The sequence below is a fragment of the Pseudomonas sp. D1HM genome (assembly GCF_019266105.1).
GTDB lineage: Bacteria > Pseudomonadota > Gammaproteobacteria > Pseudomonadales > Pseudomonadaceae > Aquipseudomonas > Aquipseudomonas taetrolens.
The window spans coordinates 59,092-84,072 of record NZ_LRMN01000019.1 but is presented as its reverse complement, the minus strand read 5'-3'; the positions used below and the strand labels follow the sequence as shown (position 1 = coordinate 84,072).

Annotated in this window: 20 protein-coding genes and 2 tRNA genes; 3 read left to right on the top strand and 19 right to left on the bottom strand. The window is 56.1% G+C overall.

The genetic code is table 11. From position 1 onward, the window contains the following. Window positions 1-7 precede the first annotated feature (7 nt). The 11 genes from infB to rlmE all read right to left on the bottom strand — a co-directional run bounded on the left by infB (window position 8) and on the right by rlmE (window position 11,131). Entirely contained in the window at window positions 8-2,509 is a 2,502-nt protein-coding gene (gene infB / locus AWM69_RS18610) for a translation initiation factor IF-2 (protein ID WP_048383698.1), read from the bottom strand. 27 nt (window positions 2,510-2,536) lie between these two features. Then, window positions 2,537-4,018: a transcription termination factor NusA gene (gene nusA, locus AWM69_RS18605; RefSeq protein WP_048383696.1), complete on the bottom strand. Its 1,482-nt coding sequence runs from the start codon at window positions 4,016-4,018 to the stop codon at window positions 2,537-2,539. Between the two features lie 47 nt (window positions 4,019-4,065). Beyond that, on the bottom strand, window positions 4,066-4,524 hold the full coding sequence (gene rimP, locus AWM69_RS18600; protein ID WP_048383693.1) for a ribosome maturation factor RimP: 459 nt from the start codon (window positions 4,522-4,524) through the stop codon (window positions 4,066-4,068). A gap of 141 nt (window positions 4,525-4,665) precedes the next feature. Next, window positions 4,666-4,742, bottom strand: a tRNA-Met gene (locus AWM69_RS18595). Between the two features lie 96 nt (window positions 4,743-4,838). Continuing rightward, window positions 4,839-4,924, bottom strand: a tRNA-Leu gene (locus tag AWM69_RS18590). 28 nt (window positions 4,925-4,952) lie between these two features. Continuing rightward, on the bottom strand, window positions 4,953-5,336 hold the full coding sequence (secG, locus tag AWM69_RS18585) for a preprotein translocase subunit SecG (RefSeq protein WP_131654971.1): 384 nt from the start codon (window positions 5,334-5,336) through the stop codon (window positions 4,953-4,955). 2 nt (window positions 5,337-5,338) lie between these two features. Then, on the bottom strand, window positions 5,339-6,094 hold the full coding sequence (gene tpiA, locus AWM69_RS18580; protein ID WP_218727910.1) for a triose-phosphate isomerase: 756 nt from the start codon (window positions 6,092-6,094) through the stop codon (window positions 5,339-5,341). A gap of 66 nt (window positions 6,095-6,160) precedes the next feature. Then, a complete protein-coding gene (gene glmM, locus AWM69_RS18575) occupies window positions 6,161-7,498 on the bottom strand; it encodes a phosphoglucosamine mutase (protein ID WP_218727908.1) in 1,338 nt (445 codons plus the stop codon). Window positions 7,499-7,518: 20 nt separating this feature from the next. After that, complete coding sequence (folP, locus tag AWM69_RS18570; RefSeq protein WP_131654968.1) at window positions 7,519-8,370, bottom strand: dihydropteroate synthase; 852 nt, start codon at window positions 8,368-8,370, stop codon at window positions 7,519-7,521. Between the two features lie 8 nt (window positions 8,371-8,378). Beyond that, window positions 8,379-10,289: an ATP-dependent zinc metalloprotease FtsH gene (gene ftsH, locus AWM69_RS18565; protein WP_048383682.1), complete on the bottom strand. Its 1,911-nt coding sequence runs from the start codon at window positions 10,287-10,289 to the stop codon at window positions 8,379-8,381. 191 nt (window positions 10,290-10,480) lie between these two features. Beyond that, the gene (gene rlmE / locus AWM69_RS18560) at window positions 10,481-11,131 is read right to left on the bottom strand and encodes a 23S rRNA (uridine(2552)-2'-O)-methyltransferase RlmE (protein ID WP_048383672.1); all 651 of its coding nucleotides are present in this window, start codon (window positions 11,129-11,131) and stop codon (window positions 10,481-10,483) included. Between the two features lie 106 nt (window positions 11,132-11,237). Between rlmE and yhbY the strand changes: the two genes are divergently transcribed. After that, window positions 11,238-11,546: a ribosome assembly RNA-binding protein YhbY gene (gene yhbY / locus AWM69_RS18555; RefSeq protein ID WP_218727907.1), complete on the top strand. Its 309-nt coding sequence runs from the start codon at window positions 11,238-11,240 to the stop codon at window positions 11,544-11,546. 286 nt (window positions 11,547-11,832) lie between these two features. On the opposite strand, the gene greA is transcribed toward yhbY, so the two are convergent. From greA to grpE, 7 genes are all read right to left on the bottom strand, one after another. Beyond that, a complete protein-coding gene (gene greA, locus AWM69_RS18550) occupies window positions 11,833-12,309 on the bottom strand; it encodes a transcription elongation factor GreA (protein WP_020299921.1) in 477 nt (158 codons plus the stop codon). Beyond that, a complete protein-coding gene (carB, locus tag AWM69_RS18545) occupies window positions 12,306-15,527 on the bottom strand; it encodes a carbamoyl-phosphate synthase large subunit (RefSeq protein WP_048383642.1) in 3,222 nt (1,073 codons plus the stop codon). Before carB ends, greA begins: the two co-directional genes overlap by 4 nt. 115 nt (window positions 15,528-15,642) lie before the next feature. Further along, window positions 15,643-16,779 carry a glutamine-hydrolyzing carbamoyl-phosphate synthase small subunit gene (gene carA, locus AWM69_RS18540; RefSeq protein ID WP_218727905.1) on the bottom strand — a complete coding sequence of 379 codons (1,137 nt, stop codon included), beginning with the start codon at window positions 16,777-16,779 and terminating at the stop codon, window positions 15,643-15,645. A 258-nt stretch (window positions 16,780-17,037) separates the two neighbouring features. Further along, window positions 17,038-17,844, bottom strand: coding sequence for a 4-hydroxy-tetrahydrodipicolinate reductase (dapB, locus tag AWM69_RS18535; RefSeq protein ID WP_131654966.1), 807 nt, complete (start codon window positions 17,842-17,844; stop codon window positions 17,038-17,040). A 10-nt stretch (window positions 17,845-17,854) separates the two neighbouring features. Next, window positions 17,855-18,979, bottom strand: coding sequence for a molecular chaperone DnaJ (dnaJ, locus tag AWM69_RS18530; RefSeq protein ID WP_048383627.1), 1,125 nt, complete (start codon window positions 18,977-18,979; stop codon window positions 17,855-17,857). A gap of 321 nt (window positions 18,980-19,300) precedes the next feature. Then, window positions 19,301-21,217, bottom strand: coding sequence for a molecular chaperone DnaK (dnaK, locus tag AWM69_RS18525; protein WP_048383625.1), 1,917 nt, complete (start codon window positions 21,215-21,217; stop codon window positions 19,301-19,303). Between the two features lie 102 nt (window positions 21,218-21,319). Further along, window positions 21,320-21,886, bottom strand: a complete 567-nt coding sequence (gene grpE / locus AWM69_RS18520) for a nucleotide exchange factor GrpE (RefSeq protein WP_131654965.1) — start codon at window positions 21,884-21,886, stop codon at window positions 21,320-21,322. Between the two features lie 250 nt (window positions 21,887-22,136). Between grpE and recN the strand changes: the two genes are divergently transcribed. After that, window positions 22,137-23,816 carry a DNA repair protein RecN gene (recN, locus tag AWM69_RS18515; protein WP_131654964.1) on the top strand — a complete coding sequence of 560 codons (1,680 nt, stop codon included), beginning with the start codon at window positions 22,137-22,139 and terminating at the stop codon, window positions 23,814-23,816. A 96-nt stretch (window positions 23,817-23,912) separates the two neighbouring features. On the opposite strand, the gene fur is transcribed toward recN, so the two are convergent. Beyond that, window positions 23,913-24,326: a ferric iron uptake transcriptional regulator gene (fur, locus tag AWM69_RS18510; RefSeq protein WP_048362124.1), complete on the bottom strand. Its 414-nt coding sequence runs from the start codon at window positions 24,324-24,326 to the stop codon at window positions 23,913-23,915. A 98-nt stretch (window positions 24,327-24,424) separates the two neighbouring features. Here fur and AWM69_RS18505 point away from each other — a divergent pair, with 98 nt between their 5' ends. Next, a complete protein-coding gene (locus AWM69_RS18505) occupies window positions 24,425-24,949 on the top strand; it encodes an outer membrane protein assembly factor BamE (protein ID WP_218727903.1) in 525 nt (174 codons plus the stop codon). The last annotated feature ends 32 nt before the right edge of the window (window positions 24,950-24,981 follow it).

Below are 24,981 nucleotides of genomic sequence, written 5' to 3'. Positions count from 1 at the left end.
TCGCGATTTAGAGGCTGCGAGCAACCTGGACCTTCTCGAACACTTCGATCTTGTCACCGACTTTAACGTCGTTGTAGCTCTTGACGCCGATACCGCATTCCATGCCGGCACGCACTTCGGACATGTCATCTTTGAAGCGACGCAGGGATTCCAGCTCGCCTTCGTAAATAACGATGTCTTCACGCAGTACGCGGATTGGACGGTTACGGTGAACAACACCTTCCAGCACCATGCAACCTGCAACCGCGCCAAACTTGGGCGAACGGAACACGTCGCGGACTTCAGCGATACCCAGGATATTTTCCCGGACGTCACTGCCAAGCATGCCGGTAAGGGCTTTCTTGACGTCTTCGATGATGTCGTAGATGACGTTGTAGTAACGCATGTCCAGGCCTTCTTGCTCGACAATCTTGCGAGCGCCGGCATCGGCACGCACGTTGAAGCCGAACAATACAGCGTTGGAGGCCAGTGCCAGGTTGGCATCGCTCTCGGTGATACCACCGACACCGCCGCCGACTACGCGCACTTGCACTTCGTCGTTACCCAGGCCGCTCAGAGCGCCCTGCAGAGCTTCCAACGAACCACGGACGTCAGATTTGAGGACGATGTTAAGCGTCTTCTTCTCTTCCTGGCCCATGTTCTCGAAGATGTTTTCCAGCTTGCCTGCGTGAGCACGCGCCAGTTTCACTTCGCGGAACTTGCCTTGACGGAACAGGGCAACTTCACGCGCCTTCTTCTCGTCAGTCATCACGCTCATCTCGTCGCCAGCATCTGGCGTACCGTCCAGGCCGAGAATCTCGACCGGGATGGATGGACCGGCTTCCTTGATAGGCTTGCCGTTCTCGTCGAGCATGGCGCGGATACGGCCATAGTTGGAACCGACCAGAACCATGTCGCCCTGGCGAAGAGTACCGTCTTGAACCAGAACCGTTGCAACAGGGCCGCGACCTTTGTCCAGACGGGATTCAACAACTACGCCACGGCCAGGAGCCGATGGAGTGGCCTTGAGTTCCAGGACTTCGGCTTGCAGCAATACGGCTTCGAGCAACTCGTCAACGCCGGTACCCATTTTGGCCGAAACCGAAACGAATGGAGTATCACCACCCCACTCTTCCGATGTCACGCCATGAACGGACAACTCGCTGCGGATGCGATCAAGATCAGCACCTGGCTTGTCGATTTTGTTCACTGCAACAACCAGTGGAACGCCAGCAGCCTTGGCATGCTGAACAGCTTCAACGGTTTGCGGCATTACGCCGTCATCTGCTGCAACAACCAGAATCACGATGTCAGTCGCCTTGGCACCACGTGCACGCATTGCGGTAAACGCAGCGTGACCCGGGGTATCGAGGAAAGTGACCATGCCGCGTTCGGTTTCAACGTGGTACGCACCGATGTGCTGAGTAATACCACCGGCTTCGCCAGCAGCTACCTTGGCACGACGGATGTAGTCGAGCAGGGACGTTTTACCGTGGTCAACGTGGCCCATTACGGTCACAACCGGAGCACGGGAGAACGACTCGCCTTCAAACTTCAGGGACTCGGCCAGGGAATCTTCCAGGGCGTTGTCGCTGACCAGAGTCACTTTGTGGCCCAGTTCTTCAGCAACCAGTTGAGCAGTTTCCTGATCAAGTACCTGGTTGATGGTGGCTGGAGTACCCAGCTTGAACATGAACTTGATGACTTCAGCAGCCTTGACCGACATCTGTGCAGCCAAATCGCCAACAGTGATGGTCTCGCCAATCTGTACATCACGAACAACAGGGCCGGTTGGGCTCTGGAAACCGTGAGCGTTACGCTTCTTCAGCTTGCCCTTGCCACGACCGCCGCGACGGAAGCTGTCGCTTTCTTCGTCGGAAGTGCGTGGAGCAACACGTGGAGTCGGTGCTTTTTCTTTAACCGATGCGCGATGCGGTGCGTTCTTGCGATCGCCGTCACCACTGCCGCGACGATTGCTATCGTCAGCACGTGGCTTGTCAGGGCGACGCTGCTCGTCACGCTTGCGTGCATCTGCTGCCGGTGCAGGGGCTGCAGCCGGTGCTGCTTGCACAGGTGCAGGTGCAGCAACGGCTGGCGCTGCGGACGGAGTAGATGCAGGCTGACGGCGCGCTTCTTCTTCGGCGCGACGCTTGGACTCTTCTTCAGCCTTCTGACGTGCGGCATTTTCTACTGCACGGCGTTCATCCATCTCACGCTTGCGCTCGGCTTCGATTTCTTCCGGGCTGCGTTGTACGAAGACTTTCTTCTTGCGTACTTCAACGCTGATGCTTTTGCTGCCAGCTACACGCAGGGTACTGGTGGTTTTACGCTGCAAAGTGATCTTGCGCGGTTCTTCCACTTTAGCCTTGTGGCTGCTTTTCAGGTGAGTCAGCAGAGCTTGCTTCTCACTGTCGGTCACATTCTGCTCGGCGGCGTTGTGCGGCAGACCTGCCTCACGCATCTGCTGCAACAGGCGCTCAACCGGTGTTTTGACCTCATCGGCCAGTTGTTTCACCGTGACTTGCGTCATGCATTTCTCTCCTCAGGCCGCGCCTAATTACTCGAACCAATGGGCTCGGGCGGCCATGATCAACTTGCCGGCACGATCATCGTCAATGCCGTCGATGTCGAGCAGGTCGTCAATAGACTGCTCGGCCAGGTCTTCGCGGGTAATTACGCCGCGCACCGCCAGTTCCATCGCCAAATCCTTGTCCATACCCTCAAGCGAGAGCAGGTCTTCGGCCGGATGGGCGTCTGCCAGCTTTTCCTCAGTAGCGATGGCTTTAGTCAACAAGCGATCCTTGGCCCGAGCGCGAAGCTCGTTGACGGTATCTTCGTCAAAGCCATCGATGTTGAGCATTTCCTCCACCGGTACGTAGGCAATCTCTTCCAGGCTAGTAAAGCCTTCATCTACCAGCACCTGCGCCAGGTCTTCATCAACTTCCAGCTCTTCGATGAAGTTGCGCAGGATGTCGCCGGTTTCTGCTTGCTGCTTAGCCTGGATGTCCGATTCGGTCATCACGTTCAAGGTCCAGCCGGTCAACTGGCTGGCCAAACGTACGTTCTGACCGCCGCGACCAATCGCCTGGGCCAGATTGTCTGCGCCAACGGCGATGTCCATTGCATGGGCATCTTCGTCGACGATAATTGCCGCCACTTCTGCGGGCGACATGGCGTTGATCACAAACTGCGCCGGGTTGTCATCCCAAAGGACGATATCCACTCGCTCACCGCCCAATTCGCCGGACACTGCCTGGACACGCGAACCGCGCATACCGATGCAGGCACCTTGCGGATCGATGCGTTTGTCTTTGGAGCGAACGGCTATTTTAGCGCGAGATCCAGGATCGCGGGAGGCCGCCATCACTTCGATCAGGCCTTCGGAGATTTCTGGAACTTCAATACGGAACAGCTCGATCAACATTTCTGGCGCAGTACGCGACAGAATCAGTTGAGGACCGCGGTTCTCGGTGCGAATTTCTTTCAGCAGTGCGCGAAGGCGTACGCCAACACGGAAAGTTTCACGCGAAATGATGTCTTCACGGGCCAGCAACGCTTCAGCGTTATTACCCAGGTCAACGATCACATTGTCACGGGTCACTTTCTTGACTGTGCCAGAAATGATTTCGCCCAGACGCTCACGATAAGCATCGACTACTTGAGCGCGCTCAGCTTCTCGGACTTTTTGCACAATAACCTGCTTGGCAGTTTGTGCAGCAATCCGACCGAATTCGATAGAATCGATTTTTTCTTCGATAATATCGCCGGCCTTCGCGCCTGGCTGTTTCGCCTGGGCCTGGTCTACCGCCAACTCGATTGCTGGATCATCCAGATCTTCGTCTTCGACCACAGTCCAGCGACGGAAAGTCTCATAGTTACCGGTGTGGCGATTGATTTCCACACGCAGTTCGACTTCGTCTTCAAAACGCTTTTTAGTAGCGGTGGCCAGAGCCAGCTCCAGCGCTTCAAAAATAACGTTTGCCGGTACGCCCTTTTCATTGGACACCGACTCAACAACCAGCAGTACTTCTTTGCTCATCGTACGCCTCGCCTTTCGCAAGCCATTGGATCCGCGGGATCCGCGTCTCAGTCAAAACTGGGAATAATGTTGGCCTTGTCGATCATATCGATCGGCAACAGGAATTCGTGGTCTTCAACCTGCACCACAACATCCTGCTCCTCTACGCCGCGCAGAAGGCCCTGAAAGTTGCGTCGCCCTTCAAAAGGCGAGCGCAGCTTGATCTTCACTTGCTCACCGACAAATTGCGCATACTGTTCAATCGTGAACAGTGGGCGTTCCATGCCAGGAGAAGAAACCTCAAGGGTGTATTCAACAGCGATAGGATCTTCGACATCCAGTACGCCGCTGATTTGGCGGCTGACGATGGCGCAGTCATCCACCAATACGCCGCCTTCCTTGTCGATATACACACGCAACATTGAATGGCGGCCTTGAGCCGAAAATTCAATACCCCAGCATTCATAGCCAAGGGCCACGACCACCGGGGCCAACAAGGCCTGCAACTGTTCTAGCTTGCTCGACACCTGAACCCCCTAGTGCATGTTTGTGCATGCTATGCAGAATGAAAAAATGGGCGAAGCGCCCATCCCTGAAACGCCGTTGAATACCGGCGTTATAAAGTGTCCAGTTAACAAAAAGCCCCTAAGAAGGGGCTCCGCTAAAACTGGTTGCGGGAGCCGGATTTGAACCGACGACCTTCGGGTTATGAGCCCGACGAGCTACCAGACTGCTCCATCCCGCGACAAAGCTGGAGCGGAAGTATACGGTTGATCCTTTTCAGGGTCAATCCAACCTTCCACATACAAGAAAGCCCGCTACTGCGGGCATTCTTGATAATTGGTACCGAGAAGGGGACTCGAACCCCTACACCCTATGGGCACAACCACCTCAAGGTTGCGTGTCTACCAATTCCACCACCTCGGCAATACTACGTTACATCATGAAACCCGTTTTACTTTTGCTCTTGAGCTGGAGGTACGTCAGTCGCAGGAGTTGCCGACTTTTGCTCTTGAAGCACCGGAACATCATCTGAAGCCGGTTGTTGCTTTGGAACTTCCAACACTGCTGGATTTGGCAAACCTACTTGAGTCAGCTGTTCAGCCTTCTCTTTAGCAAAGTAACCTAACCCCAAGCTGGTTATGAAAAAACCTGCGGCAAGTATAGCAGTAAACTTACTAAGAAAGGTAGAGGAACCTTGGCTTCCGAACACAGTATTTGATGCGCCTGCACCAAAAGATGCTCCAGCATCCGCCCCTTTACCCTGTTGCAGCAAAACCAGGGCAATTACACCCAATGCTGTCAGCAGATGAAAAACAGTTACGACGTTATCCAGCATTTTCAGTTTCCTGCGGCACGAATAATCGCACCGAACTCATCTGCATTCAGGGAAGCCCCGCCAATGAGTCCCCCATCGATATCCGGCATGCTGAACAGTTCGACCGCATTGGCCGCCTTCACGCTGCCGCCGTATAGAAGCCGCACACCTTGCGCCACTTCAGAATTCTTTTTCGCCAGCTGTGTGCGAATGGCCGCATGCACATCTTGCGCTTGCTGCGGTGATGCAGTCAGCCCGGTACCAATGGCCCAGACCGGCTCATATGCAATCACTGCATTTGCAAAAGCCTCAATACCGAACTCATCAATGACGACATTCAGCTGACGCTCTACAACCTCAAGCGTTTGCCCTGCTTCACGCTGCTCCAGGGTTTCCCCTATACACAGCACTGGCGTCAAGCCAGAAGCCTGGACAGCTGCAAACTTGCGGTTAAGTGTCTCATCCGACTCACCCAGAATCAGGCGGCGCTCGGAGTGACCTACCAACACAAACTTGCAACCCGCATCCACCAACTGACTCGATGAAATCTCGCCAGTCAGTGCGCCCTGCTTGGACTCGATCGCAGCATTCTGAGCACCGACCGAAATCAGTGCACCTTGCAAGCCATTGATCACACGATCAATAAACAGCTCAGGTGGAAATACTGCGACATCGACATTGCCTGGCAAGGTCAGCGTACGCAGACCGTCGATCAGCTCAACGACGCTGGCGCAGGTACCGTGCATCTTCCAGTTACCAGCTACCATAGTGCGACGCATGCTTTACCTCGTCGGTCAAAGTGGGCGCAGATGTTACCCAACCAAATCCGCGCTTGCAAGCCGAATTCAGGCGCAAACTTCACTTACTAGCTTCGCCAGCTCTTCTGCATAGCCACGAACCATGTTTTCGTCGTCGCCTTCCACCATGACGCGCACCAAAGGTTCGGTACCCGACTTGCGCAACAGTACGCGACCACGGCCCTGCATCGCCTCAGTCACTCGTGCGCACGCCTCTTTGACCACAGGATGCTCAACGGGATTCACCCCGCCTGCAAAGCGAACATTCAACAGGACCTGTGGGCACTTGCCCAATGCCTGACGCGCCTGAGCGAGGCTTTCATCACGACGGCGCAGCGACAGCAGCACTTGCAGTGCAGCGATAATCGCATCGCCGGTCGTGGTGTGCTGGAAGCAGACGATATGCCCGGAGTTCTCACCACCTACCTGCCAGTCGCGCTCTTGCAACTCGGCAATGACATAACGATCGCCAACATTGGCCCGCACAAACGGAATACCAAGGTCGGCCAGCGCCAGCTCAAGTCCGAGATTACTCATCAGCGTACCGACGACACCACCCTGCAACTTGCCACGCTCATGCATATCGCGCGCAATAATGAACAGCAGGTCGTCACCATCAACAATGGCGCCTGTGTGGTCGACCATGAGCACGCGATCGCCATCACCATCGAAAGCGATGCCCAGATCAGCCTGCTCAGCCAGGACAGCAGCCTGCAGTTGACCCATATGGGTCGAGCCGCAATTGTCATTGATGTTCAAGCCATTGGGCTGTGCCGACAACACAGTGACCTGTGCGCCCAACTCTTTGAATACGCTCGGAGCCACCTTGTAGGTAGCACCATGCGCGCAGTCGACAACAATTTTGAGACCGCTGAACTTGGTGCTGCTTGGCACGCTGCTTTTACAGAACTCGATGTAGCGGCCCGAAGCGTCATTGATACGCGACACCTTGCCGAGCTTGTCAGAGTCGACAACCGTCATGGGCGCGTCGAGCAACTCCTCGATCATCAGCTCAACGTCATCGGGCAGCTTGGTACCGTCTCCCGAAAAGAACTTGATACCGTTATCGTCATGGGGATTGTGCGAAGCACTGATTACGATGCCTGCTTCCGCATGAAAGGTGCGCGTGAGGTAGGCAATAGCCGGGGTGGGCATTGGCCCCAGCAACATCACATCTGCGCCTGCCGCCGACAAACCGGCCTCCAGGGCTGACTCAAACATATAACCCGAAATACGGGTGTCCTTGCCTACCAGAATCCGGCAGGCACCCTTGCTGCGAAACGCCATACCCGCTGCCCAACCCAACTTGAGCATAAAGTCAGGGGTAATCGGATAAACGCCGACCCGGCCACGAATACCGTCGGTGCCAAAATATTTCTTTGTCATAAGCGCTCCATCATTCTTACTTAGTCGGCGGACTCTACCGCTGCGATCATCCGTACCACATCAACTGTTTCAGCCACATCATGCACGCGCAGGATTCGCGCGCCTTTGGTCATGGCCAGCGCTGCAAGAGCCAGGCTGCCGAACAGCCGCTCATTCACAGGCCGACCCAAGGTCTGACCGATCATACTTTTACGTGACACTCCCACCAGCAATGGCCGCCCCAATAAAAACAGGGCATCCATGTGCTTGAACAGGCTGAGGTTGTGCTGCAATGTCTTGGCAAAGCCAAATCCAGGGTCAAGCACTATACGCTCTGGGGCAATTCCCGCAGCCACACAGCGAGCCATGTGATCCGCGAGGAACGTCGACACCTCACCCACCAGGTCTTCGTAATGCGGATTGTCCTGCATATCGCCCGGCTCACCGAGCATATGCATCAGGCACACCGGCAAGCCCGTAGCTGCAGCCGCTTGCAAAGCACCTTCACGGCGCAGCGAGCGCACATCATTAATAAGCCCGGCACCCAGGCGCGCAACCTCAGTCATGACGATTGGCGCGGAGGTATCGACCGAAATAATGACATCCAGTTCACGGCTGATGCGCTCAACAACAGGAGCAACCCGATCGAGTTCCTCCTGCGGCGAAACCACGGGAGCCCCCGGACGCGTTGACTCGCCGCCAACATCAACCAGGGTCGCACCGGCCAGAACCATCGACTCGGCATGCCGCAAAGCCGCATCCAGCGGAGCAAAACGTCCGCCATCAGAGAAGGAATCAGGGGTTACATTGAGAATACCCATAACATGCGTATGGGCCAAATCAAGAACCCGGTTGCCGCAAGGCAACCGGGTAGAGGACTGAACAGAGGTCATTTCAAGCCTTAGTGATCAGCAGCAGGGCCGCCGATAGGAGCTTCCGGACGTTCGGGCTTATCCAGCGTTGGCGCTGTCGGTTTACCCGAACCGCCGTCTTCCCAGTCACGAGGCTCGCGAGGTGGACGACCGGACATGATGTCATCGATCTGATCAGCATCAATCGTTTCGTATTTCATCAACGCGTCAGCCATGGCCTCAAGCTTGTCACGGTTGTCGGTCAGGATCTGCTTGGCCGTGCCGTAGCACTGATCAATGATGCTGCGTACTTCAGAGTCGATCAGCTTGGCTGTCTCGCCAGAAACGCTTGCACCCTGACCGCCGCCGCCACGCCCCAGATACGACTCGTCATCTTCGGCATACATAAGCGGGCCAAGCTTCTCGGACAACCCCCACTTGGTGACCATGTTCCGCGCAATTTGACTTGCACGCATGATGTCATTGGACGCGCCAGTGGTAACGCCATCAAAGCCCAGCGTCATCTCTTCGGCAATACGCCCCCCATAAAGCGAACAGATCTGACTGATCAGTGCACGCTTGGACAGACTGTAACGGTCTTCTTCCGGCAGGAACATGGTCACACCCAACGCTCGACCGCGAGGAATGATAGAGACCTTGTACACCGGGTCATGCTCCGGCACCACACGCCCCACAATGGCGTGACCCGCCTCATGGTAAGCCGTGTTGCGCTTCTCTTTATCCGACATGACCATCGATTTGCGCTCGGCGCCCATCATGATCTTGTCTTTGGCCAGCTCGAATTCCTTCATTTCAACAACACGCTTACCGGTGCGCGCGGCGAACAAGGAAGCTTCGTTGACCAGGTTAGCCAGATCCGCACCCGAAAAGCCTGGAGTACCACGAGCAATCACAGCGGGCTGAACGTCGTCACCCATCGGCACTTTGCGCATGTGCACCTTGAGGATCTGCTCGCGACCACGAATGTCCGGCAAGCCAACTACAACCTGACGGTCAAAACGGCCTGGACGCAGCAGCGCCGGGTCGAGTACATCCGGACGGTTGGTGGCAGCAATCACGATGATGCCATCGTTCATTTCAAAGCCGTCCATCTCAACCAGCAACTGGTTGAGCGTTTGCTCACGCTCATCATGACCGCCGCCCATACCGGCACCACGGTGACGACCAACAGCATCGATTTCATCGATGAAGATGATGCAAGGCGCGTGTTTCTTGGCCTGCTCGAACATGTCGCGGACACGGCTCGCACCGACACCCACAAACATTTCAACAAAGTCGGAACCGGAGATCGTGAAGAACGGCACCTTGGCTTCGCCGGCAATCGCCTTGGCGATCAGGGTTTTACCCGTACCTGGAGGGCCTACCATCAGCACACCGCGAGGAATCCGGCCGCCCAGACGCTGGAACTTGCCCGGATCACGCAAAAACTCAACCAGCTCACCTACTTCTTCCTTGGCCTCATCGCACCCGGCCACATCAGCCAGTGTCGTCTTGACCTGATCTTCGGACAACAGACGCGCCTTGCTCTTGCCAAAGCTCATCGGACCGCCTTTACCGCCGGCTCCGCCCTGCATTTGACGCATGAAGAACATGAAGACCGCGATAATCACCAGAATCGGGAAGCTCGCAACCAGCAGTTGAGTCCAGATGCTTTGCTGTTCAGGCAATTTGCCTTCAACGGTCACATGGTTATCAACCAGATCACCGATCAAACCGTTGTCCTGAATGGCCGGACGAATGGTCTTGAAGGTGTCGCCATCGCTGCGTTTGCCGGTAATCACGTAGCCATCCACGGCAACGCGCTCGACCTTGCCATCCTTAACTTGCTGGATGAAGTCGGAATAGTTGAGGGTTTGTGGCTCGTTTGGACTGGAGAAGTTGTTCATCACTGTCACCAGGACAGCGGCGATGATCAACCACAGGATCAGATTCTTTGCCATATCGTTCAATTAGCTACCCTCTGAAGCAAGCCCCGCTACTGAAGCGTGCTTCGCATGATATTCACCGGCATAACTTACTACATTGCCTACAGCTCTTGCAGGCTCCGTCTGTAACCCTTTGTGAAACTTTGACTACACAATATTCGTTATGCCAGATCTGTAAAGCGATACAAAAAAAACTATCGCCCTGGTCAGAGACGCTCATCACTGGCAGAACCTTCGATGCCACGGAAGCCACGCCCCAGCAAATACTGCTCGCGGGACCTGTCTCGCGAAGACAACGGCTTACGCATCTGCACTTTATCGAACAGCTTGCGAATGTCTTTGTGGTACTGATCGAAGCCTTCGCCCTGGAAAACCTTAATCAGAAAATCACCACCTGGACGTAAGACTCGTCCGGCCAGATCCAGTGCCAGTTCGCAGAGAAACATCGCCCGAGGCATGTCTACAGCTGCCAACCCACTCATATTGGGGGCCATATCTGAAATCACAAGGTCTACTTGCGTATTTCCGACGGCTTCAAGGATCTGCGCCAGCACCGCATCCTCGGTAAAGTCACCCTTGATGAAGGTCACATCCGGGATGCTGTCCATATCCAGAATATCGGAAGCGATGAGACGCCCCTGGCCGCCGATCAGACGACTGGTCACCTGTGACCAGCCACCCGGGGCAGCCCCGAGGTCAATAACGGTCATGCCGGGACGAATCAAACGATCCCGCTCTTGAATCTCCAGCAGTTTGTAGCTGGCACGCGAACGATACCCATCTTTTTGCGCCATTTTGACGTATGGGTCGTTGAAATGCTCTTTAAGCCAGTTAAGGCTAGTCTTGGAACGGGCCACGGGCCACCTCAAAAAAATAAACGGGTCGTGATTAACTGGGCGGTCCCGGACTCGCTCGGGTAAACTGGCCGCCGCTTTTTACAAGATCAGACACAGGGGTCAGATTATGCCGCTCACTCAAGAGCAGAAGAAACAGTACAAATCCATTGGCCACCATCTGAAACCAGTATTGACTGTGGCTGATAATGGTTTGACTGAGGGTGTTTTAACCGAACTCGAACGCGCACTGGGCGATCACGAGCTGATTAAAATCAAAGTCAACATCCTGGATCGCGAATCCCGCCTGGAGGCCGTTGCAGAAATGTGCAAGGCCGGCAAAGCGGAATTGGTACAGGTTATCGGTAAAATGGCGCTTCTGTACCGCAAGAACGTCAACGTTAACAAGCAACTGTCGAACATCCATCGTTTCAAGTGATGCCGACAAGGGTCAAGGGCGCGCCTGGCGCGCCCTGACACTCTTGCCCGAGACATGTAGCAAGCAATAACTGCCCGCGCAACGCATCAGGCAGCCAGAGACGCCCAACGCCTGCATCCCGCAACCAACACGTCCATGCGCTGCTTACTGCACGCCTCTCGTACAACAACGATGCCAGCCCTGTTCGAGCCAGCACCTGAAACAATTCTGTGGCCATCATCAGCCAACCCGGGCACTTCCGGGTCAGCCTTGAAGCAGTGTGCCCGCACGAAGCGGGCACCCTGAGTCAGATGTGGCGTACCTCAACGATCTCGTACTCAATGACGCCACCCGGCGTTTTCACCGCAACCACATCACCCTCTTCCTTGGCTATCAAGGCGCGAGCAAGCGGCGAACCTACGGAGATTTTTCCGAGTTTGAAGTCAGCCTCATCTTCTCCCACGATCTGATAGGTCACGCTTTCGTCTGTCTCGACGTTGGCGATCTCAACCGTAGTACCGAAAATCACCTTGCCGGTATGAGGGATAGTCGTCACATCAATGATCACCGCATTCTGCATACGGCCTTCGATGTCACGGATACGCGCCTCAACCATACCTTGCTGCTCCCGGGCAGCATGGTATTCAGCGTTTTCCTTCAGGTCGCCCAGCTCACGTGCAGTGCCGATATCCTGGCTCAGCTTGGGACGGACAACCTTGGTCAGATGTGCGTGTTCTTCTTCCAGGGCCTTCGCGCCCTGGACCGTCATTGGGTATTTGATCATGCCTTCAATCCTGCGTGTAGATCCTGCAAGCGACGTACGGTTTTTTCAGGACCGAATTTAAGCGCTTCGCAGATCGCTTCGCCAGCAGCAATGGTCGTGGTGCAGTAAATCTTGTGCTGCAGGGCGTTGCGGCGAATGGAGTAAGAGTCAGCAATCGACTGACGGCCTTCGGTCGTGTTGATGATCAGGGTGACTTCGTCATTCTTGATCATGTCGACAACGTGAGGGCGACCTTCGGTCACTTTGTTCACACGGCGCACTTTCAGGCCGGCAGCTTCGATGAACTTGGCCGTTCCAGCCGTCGAAACAATTTCAAAGCCCAGGCTGATCAGGTCACGGGCAACACCCGCCACCAGCGGCTTATCATCATCTCGCACACTGATGAACGCGGTACCGCCAGTTGGCAGCACTTCGCTGGCACCCATCTGGGCTTTAGCGAATGCCTCACCGAACGTGTCACCCACGCCCATCACTTCACCGGTGGATTTCATTTCCGGGCCGAGGATCGGGTCAACGCCCGGGAACTTGGCGAACGGGAAAACGGCTTCTTTTACGCTGTAGAAGTTAGGAATGATTTCTTTGGTGAAACCAATTTCCTTCAGCGTTTTACCCGCCATGACGCGCGCAGCGATCATCGCCAGGGAAACGCCGATGCACTTGGATACGAAAGGAACGGTACGCGAGGCACGCGGGTTCACTTCGATCACGTAGATATCTTCGCCTTGCAGGGCCAATTGCACGTTCATCAGGCCTACTACGCCCAACTCCAGTGCCATTTTCTTGACCTGCTCACGCATCTCGTCCTGGATGTGCAGCGGCAACGAGTAAGGAGGCAGCGAGCACGCAGAGTCACCGGAGTGAACACCGGCTTGTTCGATATGCTGCATGATCGCGCCGATCACTACGTCAGTACCGTCGCAGACAGCATCAACGTCCATCTCGATTGCGCAGTTCAGGAAGTGATCCAGCAGCACCGGGCTGTCGTTGGAGACTTTCACTGCGTCACGCAGATAGCGCTTCAGCTCTTCTTCTTCGTAGACGATTTCCATCGCCCGACCGCCCAACACGTAGGAAGGACGAACTACCAGCGGGTAACCGATCTTGCCCGCAGCACGAATGGCTTCGTCTTCGCTGCGCACAGTGGCGTTTGGCGGCTGACGCAGGTTCAAACGCTCAACCATGTGCTGGAAGCGCTCACGGTCTTCTGCACGGTCGATGGCATCCGGGCTGGTACCGATGATCGGTACGCCAGCTTCTTCCAGGGCACGCGCCAGTTTCAGCGGGGTTTGGCCGCCGTACTGGACGATCACGCCTTTTGGCTTCTCGACACGAACGATTTCGAGTACGTCTTCCAGTGTTACGGATTCAAAGTACAAGCGATCCGAGGTGTCGTAGTCGGTGGAAACCGTTTCCGGGTTGCAGTTGACCATGATGGTCTCGTAACCATCGGCACGCAGCGCCAGAGCGGCGTGAACGCAGCAATAGTCGAACTCGATACCTTGGCCGATACGGTTCGGGCCACCGCCCAGGATCATGATCTTGTCACGGTCCGAAGGATTGGCTTCGCACTCTTCCTCATAGGTCGAGTACATGTAAGCAGTGTCAGTGGCAAACTCGGCCGCGCAGGTATCAACGCGCTTGTAGACCGGGAACACTTCAAGCTTGTGACGGTGACGGCGCAGGTTCTTCTCGCTCACACCCAGCAGCACGGCCAGACGCGCATCGGAGAAACCCTTGCGCTTGAGGCGATACATGGCGTCGCGATCGATCGAAGTCAGGGTCTGAGTCTTGATCTTCTCTTCATCCTTGATCAGATCTTCGATCTGTACCAAGAACCATGGATCGATCATGTTCATGCCGAAGATATCTTCAACGGTCATGCCTGCGCGGAACGCGTCAGCCACATACCAGATGCGCTCGGCACCCGGCACGGTCAGCTCGCGCTTGAGCACGGCCATGCTTTCCGGGTTGCTCAGGTCGAGCTTTGGATCAAGACCGCTGACGCCCACTTCGAGACCGCGCAGGGCTTTTTGCAGGGACTCCTGGAAAGTCCGGCCAATGGCCATGACTTCACCCACGGATTTCATCTGCGTGGTCAAGCGCGCATCCGCCTTGGCGAATTTCTCGAAAGCAAAGCGAGGCAGCTTGGTCACAACGTAGTCAATCGACGGCTCGAAGGACGCCGGAGTAGCACCGCCGGTGATTTCGTTTTGCAATTCGTCGAGGGTGTAGCCAATCGCCAGTTTTGCCGCGATACGTGCAATCGGGAAGCCAGTGGCTTTCGAGGCCAGCGCCGAAGAGCGGGAAACGCGCGGGTTCATCTCGATGACGACCATACGGCCAGTATCCGGGCAGATGCCGAACTGAACGTTGGAACCGCCGGTTTCGACGCCAATTTCACGCAGTACCGCCAACGAGGCGTTACGCATGATCTGGTATTCCTTGTCCGTCAGGGTTTGTGCCGGAGCAACGGTGATCGAGTCACCGGTGTGCACACCCATCGGGTCAAAGTTTTCGATCGAGCACACGATGATGCAGTTGTCCTTCTTATCGCGGACAACCTCCATCTCATACTCTTTCCAGCCGATCAGCGATTCGTCGATCAGCAGCTCTTTGGTTGGCGACAGATCCAGACCGCGCGAGCAGATCTCTTCGAACTCTTCGCGGTTGTAAGCAATACCGCCACCCGTGCCGCCCATGGTGAACGACGGACGAATGATGCACGGAAAGCCCAGCTTTTCGAGGACCGCATTGGCCTCTTCCATGCTGTGGGCGATGCCGGAGCGCGGGCAGTCAAGGCCGATGGACTTCATGGCCTTGTCGAAACGCGAACGGTCTTCAGCCTTGTCGATGGTGTCGGCATTGGCGCCGATCATTTCCACACCGAACTTCTCCAGAACGCCTTCGCGCTCCAGGTCCAGGGCACAGTTCAGCGCAGTCTGGCCGCCCATGGTTGGCAACAGCGCGTCCGGACGCTCTTTTTCGATGATCTTGGCAACGGTTTGCCACTTGATCGGCTCGATGTAGGTCGCGTCGGCCATGTCCGGGTCGGTCATGATGGTGGCCGGGTTGGAGTTAACAAGGATGACGCGGTAACCCTCCTCGCGCAGAGCCTTGCAGGCCTGGGCGCCGGAGTAGTCGAATTCGCACGCTTGGCCGATCACAATCGGGCCAGCGCCGAGAATCAGGATGCTTTTAATGTCTGTACGTTTTGGCATGGGTTTGTCACTCAAATCCGCAGGTCAGTCGGCAAGCCGTCGATCAGGTTCCTGAAACCCCGGGGGCCACCGGATTCCGGGGCCACCTCAGGGCTTCGCTACAACAAGGACGTGATCAGCGGCGCTTGGCCATCTCATTGATGAAACGATCGAACAGCGGTGCAACGTCGCTCGGGCCCGGGCTGGCTTCAGGGTGACCCTGGAAGCTGAAAGCACTCTTGTCGGTCAGCTCGATACCTTGCAGGGTACCGTCGAACAACGACTTGTGGATCGCACGCACATTGGCCGGCAAGGTCGTTTCATCAACCGCAAAACCGTGGTTCTGGCTGGTGATCATGACCACACCCGTGTCCAGATCCTGAACCGGGTGGTTGGCACCGTGGTGACCATGCCCCATTTTTACGGTCTTGGCGCCGGAGGCCAGAGCCAGCAGTTGGTGACCCAGGCAGATACCGAACACAGGGATCTCGGTTTTGAGTACTTCCTGAATGGCGGTAATTGCATAGTCACACGGCTCCGGATCGCCAGGACCGTTAGACAGGAACACGCCATCCGGATTGAGTGCCAGCACATCGCTGGCCGGGGTTTGTGCCGGCACAACGGTCACGCGGCAGCCACGCTCAACCAGCATGCGCAGGATGTTCCACTTCACACCGTAGTCGTAAGCAACGACATGGTACGGAAGTTCCGACGCTTCGATCGTCGGATGGCTGTCAGTGGCCAGGTTCCAGACACTGGAGCGCCACTCATAGGCTTTCTCGGTGCTGACCACTTTGGCCAGATCCATGCCTTTCAGGCCCGGGAAGCCGCGCGCTGCCGCGATGGCGGCTTCGTCGGAGATGTTGTCACCGGCCATGATGCAGCCATTCTGCGCACCCTTTTCACGCAGGATGCGGGTCAGGCGGCGCGTATCAATGCCGGCGATCGCGACAACATTGTTGGCTTTCAGGTAATCCGACAGCGACATCGTGTTGCGCCAGTTGCTGGCAACCAGCGGCAGATCACGAATAACCAAACCTGCGGACCAGACACGATCAGACTCGGCATCTTCCGGCGTAGTGCCAGTATTGCCAACATGCGGGTAAGTCAGGGTAACGATTTGCTGAGCATAGGAAGGATCGGTAAGGATTTCCTGGTAGCCGGTCATTGCGGTGTTAAACACCACCTCACCAACGGTCTGACCGTCGGCCCCAATGGCTTCGCCGCGAAAAATGCTGCCATCAGCAAGGGCGAGTATGGCTTGCTTAGTCAAGAAGACCTCCCGTAAATAAAGCCTGAAAGGGCGATCGCAGGTTGTAAAAAAGCGGAGTGACGTATGGACACGTCACCCCGCTTCTTCATCGAATTATCTGCGCGCTTTTAGTGGACACACTAAAGCTGTAGCTTACAGAAAAAGGCTTTTTTGGTCTACCGCTAAAGAGCCTAAAAGGCAGAGGAATGCGACAGAACATCGCTTAGCGGTTAAAAACGGGCTGCCAAGGTAGCAACAGCCCGATTTTACAGAGACAACTCAACGCAGGTCGAGCACATCTTGCATGTCATACAAACCAGGCTCGCGCCCTTCCAGCCAAAGCGCAGCTCGAACGGCACCCTTGGCAAAGGTCATGCGGCTGGATGCTTTGTGAGTGATTTCAAGACGCTCACCCTCTGCGGCAAACAGAACCGTATGATCCCCGACCACATCGCCTCCGCGAACAGTCGCGAAACCGATGGTTTCGCGGTCGCGGGCACCGGTATGGCCTTCCCGACCGTAGACCGCGACCTTTTGCAGGTCACGCCCCAACGCATCGGCAATGACTTCACCCATGCGCAGCGCTGTGCCTGAAGGGGCATCGATCTTGTGTCGGTGGTGAGCCTCGATAATCTCGATGTCCGCATCATCACCCATTACGCGGGCAGCCATGTCGAGCAGCTTCAGCGACAAATTCACCCCAACACTGAAGTTGGCCGCAAACACGATCGCAATGTCCTTGCCCGCCTCGGCCAGCAACTGCTTTTGGGCCGGGCTCAGACCCGTAGTACCAATCACCATCGCCTTGCCCGAGGCGCGACACATTGCCAGGTTTTTCAGCATCACCTCTGGCAACGTGAAGTCGATCAGCACATCGAACTCTTCGACAACCGCCTCGAGGCTGGCAGACAGCGGCACACCTACCCGACCGATTGCAGCCAGCTCGCCGGCATCGGCGCCGATCAGCGAGCTGCCCGGACGAACGATGGCCGCCGTAAGACCGCACAGCGGCGAACGCTGCTGTACCGCATCGACCAACGTCTTGCCCATGCGCCCTGCAGCGCCCATCACAGCTATACGTCGCATGCCCCGCTCCTTACAGATCGCCGAAGAATCGCTTCACGCCTTCAAACCAGCCAGTGGCGTTAGGCGAGTGAGAGCTATCGCCCTCCAGGGTTGAGCGGAACTCTTCCATCAGCTCACGCTGACGGCGGCTCAGCTTCACTGGCGTTTCGACCACGACACGGCACATCAAATCGCCCGCACCACCGCCACGCACCGGCGCAACACCCTTGCCACGCAAACGGAACTGCTTGCCGGTCTGGGTACCTTCCGGCACTTTCAGTTTGACCCGACCATCCAGGGTCGGCACTTCCAGCTCAGCGCCCAGCGAGGCATCAGCAAAGCTGATAGGCACTTCACAGAACAGGTGCTTGCCGTCGCGCTGGAAGATATCGTGCTCACGCACCTCAATCACTACGTACAGGTCACCCGTCGGCCCGCCCTGTACGCCGGCCTCACCCTCACCCGACAGACGAATGCGGTCGCCCGTATCAACGCCTGCCGGCACCTTGACGGAAAGGGTCTTGTATTCTTCTACACGACCGGCGCCATTGCAGCTGTCGCACGGATCGGAAATGACTTTGCCCTGCCCATGGCAACGCGGGCATGCCTGCTGCACAGAGAAGAACCCCTGCTGCATGCGTACCTGACCAATACCGCCACAGGTTGTGCAGGTAACGGGCGAAGAGCCTTTCTTGGCGCCAGAACCGTCGCACGGCTTGCAATTAACCAGCGTCGGAACGCGGATATTGACTGTGGTACCCCGAACAGCCTCTTCCAGACTCAGGTCCAGCGTATAGCGCAAATCGCTACCGCGCTGAGCCCCGCCCCGGGAGCCGCCCCGGCCACCGCCAAAGAAATCGCTGAACACGTCGCCGAAAATATCGGAGAAGTTCTGCCCGCCAAAACCGGCACCGCCGCCACCCATGGAGGGATCAACGCCAGCATGACCATATTGATCGTAGGTCGAGCGCTTGCTGGAGTCCGACAGAACCTCGTAAGCCTCGTTAGCCTCTTTGAACAGCTCTTCCGAAGCCTTGTCATCCGGATTACGGTCCGGGTGATGCTTCATTGCCAGACGACGATACGCTTTCTTTAACTCCACCTCAGTGCAGCTACGTTCGACACCCAATATTTCGTAATAATCGCGCTTTGCCATAATTCTTTGCACTCTCAAGGACGTTCGGCAAAACCCTCCCGAGCCTCACCAAACCCGCCAGCCCCACTACAAACCAGGCCTGACTCACGTCTTTTTCAACGATATTGGTTTCTGTTAAACAGCCAATGCAGTGGCCGACAGGCGCGGCTATCTCAGGCCGGACACAACAAAAGATCCGGGCCAAACCGCAAGCACTCGACCTTGTCGCATGCTGTAAAAATTCCTCTACTCCAGACACGCCAACGCGGGAGCAAGCTCCCGCGCGGCGACATCCTACCAGTCACCGCTCAAACACGGTCAACCGGCCGACAAACAAGCGTCTTACTTGTTGTCTTTTACTTCTTCGAACTCGGCGTCGACTACGTCGTCAGCCTTTTCAGCCGAATCAGCAGGCTTGGCCGCTGCGTCTGCCGGGTTCGCTTGCTCAGCGTACATTTTCTGTGCCACTGGAGCAGACACCTTGGACAGCTCTTCAACCTTGGCTTCGATAGCAGCCTTGTCGTCGCCTTTAACGGCCGCTTCAAGAGCAACCACTGCAGCTTCGATTGCCACTTTCTCGTCTTCGGTCACTTTATCGCCCGCATCGGCGATCATTTTACGCGTCGAGTGAACCAGTGCATCGCCCTGGTTACGCGCAGCTGCCAGCTCTTCGAACTTGCGGTCTTCTTCAGCGTTGACTTCAGCGTCACGAACCATCTGAGCAATTTCTTCCTCGGACAGACCCGAGTTAGCCTTGATCACGATGGACTGAGACTTGCCAGTCGCCTTGTCTTTTGCACTTACGTGCAGGATGCCGTTGGCATCGATATCGAAGGTCACTTCGATCTGAGGCACGCCACGTGGAGCTGGCGGAATGTCAGCCAGATCGAACTTGCCCAGCGATTTGTTCTGAGCAGCCTGCTTACGCTCACCCTGCAGCACGTGAATGGTCACAGCGCCCTGGTTGTCGTCAGCAGTCGAGAACACTTGCGATTTCTTGGTAGGAATCGTGGTGTTTTTCTCGATCAGGGCAGTCATCACGCCGCCCATGGTTTCGATACCCAGAGTCAGCGGGCTCACGTCCAGCAGCAGAACGTCTTTAACATCGCCAGCCAATACCGCGCCCTGGATAGCAGCACCCATTGCCACGGCTTCGTCAGGGTTCACGTCTTTACGTGCTTCCTTGCCGAAGAACTCGGTAACCAGCTTCTGTACCAGCGGCATACGAGTCTGACCACCGACCAGAATCACGTCGTTGATTGCACCTACGTCGATGCCGGCGTCTTTCAGAGCGATACGGCAAGGCTCGATGGTGCGCTGAACCAGATCTTCAACCAGCGATTCCAGCTTGGCGCGGGAAATCTTCACGTTCAAGTGCTTAGGACCCGTGGCATCTGCAGTGATGTACGGCAGGTTCACGTCGGTCGACTGACTCGAAGACAGTTCGATCTTGGCTTTTTCAGCGGCTTCTTTCAGACGCTGCATTGCCAGCGGATCACCTTTCAGGTTCATGCCGCTTTCTTTCTTGAACTCGTCAACCAGGTAGTCGATCAGACGAATGTCAAAGTCTTCACCACCCAGGAACGTGTCGCCGTTGGTCGCCAGCACTTCAAACTGGTGCTCGCCATCCACTTCGGCAATTTCAATGACCGATACGTCGAAAGTACCGCCACCCAAGTCATAAACGATGACAGTGTGGTCGCCTTTCGCTTTGTCCATACCGTAAGCCAGAGCGGCCGCGGTTGGTTCGTTGATGATGCGTTTTACGTCCAGGCCCGCGATGCGGCCGGCGTCTTTGGTCGCCTGGCGCTGGCTGTCGTTGAAGTAGGCCGGAACGGTGATCACAGCCTCAGTCACTGGCTCGCCGAGGTAGTCTTCGGCGGTCTTCTTCATTTTCTTCAGAATTTCAGCCGAGATTTGTGGCGGAGCCATTTTCTGGCCGTTCACTTCAACCCAAGCGTCGCCGTTGTCAGCTTTGGCGATCTTGTAAGGCACCATCTGGATGTCTTTCTGTACAACTTCTTCGTCAAAACGACGACCGATCAGACGCTTCACCGCGTACAGGGTGTTATGCGGATTGGTCACAGCCTGACGCTTGGCCGACTGACCAACCAGAATTTCGCCATCGTTGGCGTACGCGATGATCGACGGCGTAGTGCGCGCGCCTTCTGCGTTTTCGATAACTTTTGCTTTACCGTTTTCAAGAACCGAAACACACGAGTTGGTGGTCCCGAGGTCAATACCGATAATTCTGCCCATGTTAACTCTCCCGAAATTTGGATTTTGTTGCCGCAGCAGTAATGACTAACCTGCGGTAGCACTTAAACGCTTGACTTCTAAATGGGGGCCTTACGGCCGATTTCAAGCCTGCTCGTCAATCGTTGGCGAAACCGGCGCTGGCGCCTTGCTGACTACGACCATAGCCGGGCGCAGCAAGCGACCATTGAGCTGATAACCTTTTTGAAACACCTTGAGCACACTGTTTGGCTCCAGGTCAGCGCTTTCCTGCATTGCCATGGCTTGATGATGCTCGGCATTGAAGGGTTCGCCGTGCGGATCGATAGCTTCCATCTGATAGCGCTTCAGGGTGTCCTGGAACATTTTCAGGGTCAGTTCGATCCCTTCGCGCATAGGACGAATGTTTTCGTCATCCGCATTGGAGAGCTCAAGACCGCGCTCCAGGCTGTCGATGACCGGCAACAGATCGCCTGCAAACTTCTCCAGGGCAAACTTGTGTGCCTTTTCAACATCCTGCTCAGCTCGACGACGGACGTTCTGCAGATCGGCAGCTACGCGAAGAGCCTGATCATTAGCGGCTGCCAGCTGCTCTTCAAGCACCTTCACACGGGCTACCAGATCTTCACCTGCAACGTCGGCGGCCTGATTAGCGTCTTGGTTCTGCGTATCCATAGTCTGTTCGTCTGCCATAGATTTCTCCTTTCAAACTTTGTCCGCGAGCTCGACTCGCGCTTCTGCCAACGTATATGGGGTCGCAATTCCCAGGTTCAAGAGCCAAAAACACGAAGGTGCCAGTTTGCAGCCATCTCTTCCCGGCGCGAAAATCCAGAACGGCTTAAAAAACAGAAAATCGCAAGCAAATAGAACTAAGCCAGCCCATTGTCAGGACGATTAAAAACACTGTATAAATAACCAGACATTACGTTTTGGAGCTGCCCCCATGCTGGTGCACTTGTCCGTACATAACTACGCCATCGTTGAACACCTCGATCTTGAACTCGATCGCGGGATGAGTGTAATCACTGGTGAAACAGGCGCCGGCAAATCGATCATGCTCGATGCATTGGGGCTGACCCTTGGGGACCGGGCCGACAGTGGCGTGGTGCGTCCGGGCGCCGAAAAGGCCGACATTCTCGCCACCTTCGACCTGCATGACATACCTGAAGCCCGCGCCTGGCTGGCTGAGCGCGACCTCGAAAACGACGGCCCGTGCATCCTGCGCCGCGTCATCACCAGCGAAGGCCGGTCCCGTGGCTATATCAACGGTACACCATGCCCCCAGGGCGACCTGAAAGCCCTGGGCGAGCTGCTGATTGATATCCACAGTCAGCATGAACATCAATCCCTGCTCAAGCCCGATACCCACCGCCGCCTGCTGGACGAGTATGCCGGGGCAACGGATCTGGCCCGCCAGGTGCAACTGGCTGCACAACGCTGGCGCCAGACCCGACAGGAACTTGAGCACCTGTCCAACTCGGGTGATGAGCAGCGTGCACGCCATCAATTGCTCAGCTATCAATTTGAAGAGCTTGAAAACCTGGCGCTGGGCGAAAACGAACTGGAAGAGCTCGAGCAGGAACACAAAAACCTGACCAATGCCGAAACCCTGCTGACCATTTGCCGCCAGGTGGTCGAACAATGCAGCGAAAACGATTCCGGCAACGTGCTCAATGCACTCACGGTGAGCCTGAACCGCCTTTCAAGCATCAATAACAACTCCGGCTCCTTGAGCGAAGCCACCGACCTGCTGGCCAGCGCCCAGATCCAGGTCGAAGAGGCCGTGGGTGAACTCAATCGTTTTCTCGACCACTTTGATGCCGATCCCGGACGCCTGCTGTACCTCGAAGAGCGGCTCGATGCCATTTATACCCTGGCGCGCAAACACCGCGTACAACCCACCGACGTCGCCGCCCTGCAACAGAAACTGCTGGAAGAACTCGAAACCCTTAACGCCAATGATGAATCCATCGAGCGTCTGGGTAATGAGCTGGCCAGCTACACCCGCCACTATCAAGAGTGCGCACGCGAGCTCAGCAATCTGCGCACCCATGCCGCCACTCGCCTGGGAAGCGCGGTCGAAGAAGAAATTCAGCGTCTGGGCATGCCGGGAGGACGCTTTGTCATCGAATTGCGCCCCCATAACAGCAGCGATCCGACACCTCACGGCCTGGAACACGTCGAATTGCTGGTGAGTGCCAACCCCGGACAGCCCCTCAAGGCTCTGGCAAAAGTTGCTTCCGGTGGTGAACTGTCACGTATAAGCCTGGCCATTCAGGTCATCACCGCGCAAACCTCGCGCGTGCCTACCCTGGTATTTGACGAAGTGGACGTGGGAATTGGCGGGCCGACCGCCGAGATCGTAGGCCAACTGTTGCGCCGCCTTGGCGAACGGGGTCAGGTGCTGACCGTGACTCACTTGCCGCAGGTAGCTGCGCAATGCCACCAGCACTTGTTTGTCCACAAGGTGCGTGACAGCGACACCACGCGCACAGCCGTGTCCAAGCTGAGCAAAAAAGAACGCGTCGAAGAAGTCGCACGCATGCTCGGCGGCATTGACCTCACCAAAGAGTCGCTGGCTCACGCCAAAAAAATGGTGGTCACTGCCAAGAACGCCGCTTAACGACGAACGGTCAGAAAAAGCCGATATCCAGACGGCACGAAGGCGACTCTTGAGTCGCCTTCGATCGTTTCGCGAACCGAAATTCGCGCGACATGCTTATTTTACTTTCTTGCGCACGTACAACACGAGGTTGTGATCCACCAACTCTACGCCGTGCTTGGCAGCAATGGCGTGCTGCAGTTTTTCGATGTCTTCGTCGAAAAACTCGATCACCTCACCGCTGTCCACGTTGACCATATGGTCGTGGTGTCCACCGTCGGCATCTGCCAATTCGAAGACCGCATGACCGCCATCGAAATTATGACGAATCACCAGCCCGGCTGACTCAAACTGAGTCAGTACACGGTAAACCGTGGCCAGACCGACGTCCTCTCCAGCTTGCATAAGGGCCTTGTAAACATCCTCGGCACTCATGTGACGCTGCTCGGCAGAATCGAGCATCTGTAGAATTTTGACTCGTGGCAGAGTCACCTTAAGACCGGCTTTACGCAGTTCGCTATTTTCAACCATGGTTAGCTTTCTCGCGGAAGCTGCTTCGCAGCTCCTCTTAATACGGGTATGATCGGCGTTTACGTTGTCCCAGCCAAGATAGTGGAAGTCGCCCACCGATGCAAAACACCAAGCTCTTGCTAACCAGTTTCACCTTTGTGGGACTGCTCGCACTCGCCGGTTGTTCATTCCCCGGGGTTTACAAAATCGACATCCAACAGGGCAATGTCGTCACACAGGACATGATAAACCAGTTACGCCCGGGAATGACCCGTCGGCAAGTGCGGTTTATCATGGGCAACGCCCTGTTGACCGACACATTCCACCCAAATCGCTGGGATTATCTGTATAGCCTGCAGCCCGGCGGCGGTGAACGCCAACAAGAGCGCATGAGTGTGTTCTTCAATGAAAGCGACCAGCTCGTCAGCTTGTCAGGTGATTTCAAGCCTGGCGTGAGTCGCGATGAAGCGATTCTTGGTCAGGACGGTGCCACTAACGTGGTCAGCCCTGAAGAAGCGCCGGCCGAGCCGAGCGAGGTTCCAGCCAAGCCTGGTTCTCTGCTGGATCAAATCCAGAAGGATGTCGACGGCGTCGAAGCCGTTCCAGTGCCGACACCCGAGGCTCTGGATACTTCCGAACAATAAGTGTTCGGCACAAAAAAGCCCGGCATGCCGGG

Coding starts and splice junctions, on each gene's coding strand:
- infB (WP_048383698.1), bottom strand. CDS start 2,509: ATGACGCAAGTCACGGTGAAACAACTGGCCGATGAGGTCAAAACACCG.
- nusA (WP_048383696.1), bottom strand. CDS start 4,018: ATGAGCAAAGAAGTACTGCTGGTTGTTGAGTCGGTGTCCAATGAAAAG.
- secG (WP_131654971.1), bottom strand. CDS start 5,336: ATGCTGGATAACGTCGTAACTGTTTTTCATCTGCTGACAGCATTGGGT.
- tpiA (WP_218727910.1), bottom strand. CDS start 6,094: ATGCGTCGCACTATGGTAGCTGGTAACTGGAAGATGCACGGTACCTGC.
- glmM (WP_218727908.1), bottom strand. CDS start 7,498: ATGACAAAGAAATATTTTGGCACCGACGGTATTCGTGGCCGGGTCGGC.
- folP (WP_131654968.1), bottom strand. CDS start 8,370: ATGACCTCTGTTCAGTCCTCTACCCGGTTGCCTTGCGGCAACCGGGTT.
- ftsH (WP_048383682.1), bottom strand. CDS start 10,289: ATGGCAAAGAATCTGATCCTGTGGTTGATCATCGCCGCTGTCCTGGTG.
- yhbY (WP_218727907.1), top strand. CDS start 11,238: ATGCCGCTCACTCAAGAGCAGAAGAAACAGTACAAATCCATTGGCCAC.
- greA (WP_020299921.1), bottom strand. CDS start 12,309: ATGATCAAATACCCAATGACGGTCCAGGGCGCGAAGGCCCTGGAAGAA.
- carB (WP_048383642.1), bottom strand. CDS start 15,527: ATGCCAAAACGTACAGACATTAAAAGCATCCTGATTCTCGGCGCTGGC.
- dapB (WP_131654966.1), bottom strand. CDS start 17,844: ATGCGACGTATAGCTGTGATGGGCGCTGCAGGGCGCATGGGCAAGACG.
- dnaJ (WP_048383627.1), bottom strand. CDS start 18,979: ATGGCAAAGCGCGATTATTACGAAATATTGGGTGTCGAACGTAGCTGC.
- dnaK (WP_048383625.1), bottom strand. CDS start 21,217: ATGGGCAGAATTATCGGTATTGACCTCGGGACCACCAACTCGTGTGTT.
- grpE (WP_131654965.1), bottom strand. CDS start 21,886: ATGGCAGACGAACAGACTATGGATACGCAGAACCAAGACGCTAATCAG.
- recN (WP_131654964.1), top strand. CDS start 22,137: ATGCTGGTGCACTTGTCCGTACATAACTACGCCATCGTTGAACACCTC.
- fur (WP_048362124.1), bottom strand. CDS start 24,326: ATGGTTGAAAATAGCGAACTGCGTAAAGCCGGTCTTAAGGTGACTCTG.
- AWM69_RS18505 (WP_218727903.1), top strand. CDS start 24,425: ATGCAAAACACCAAGCTCTTGCTAACCAGTTTCACCTTTGTGGGACTG.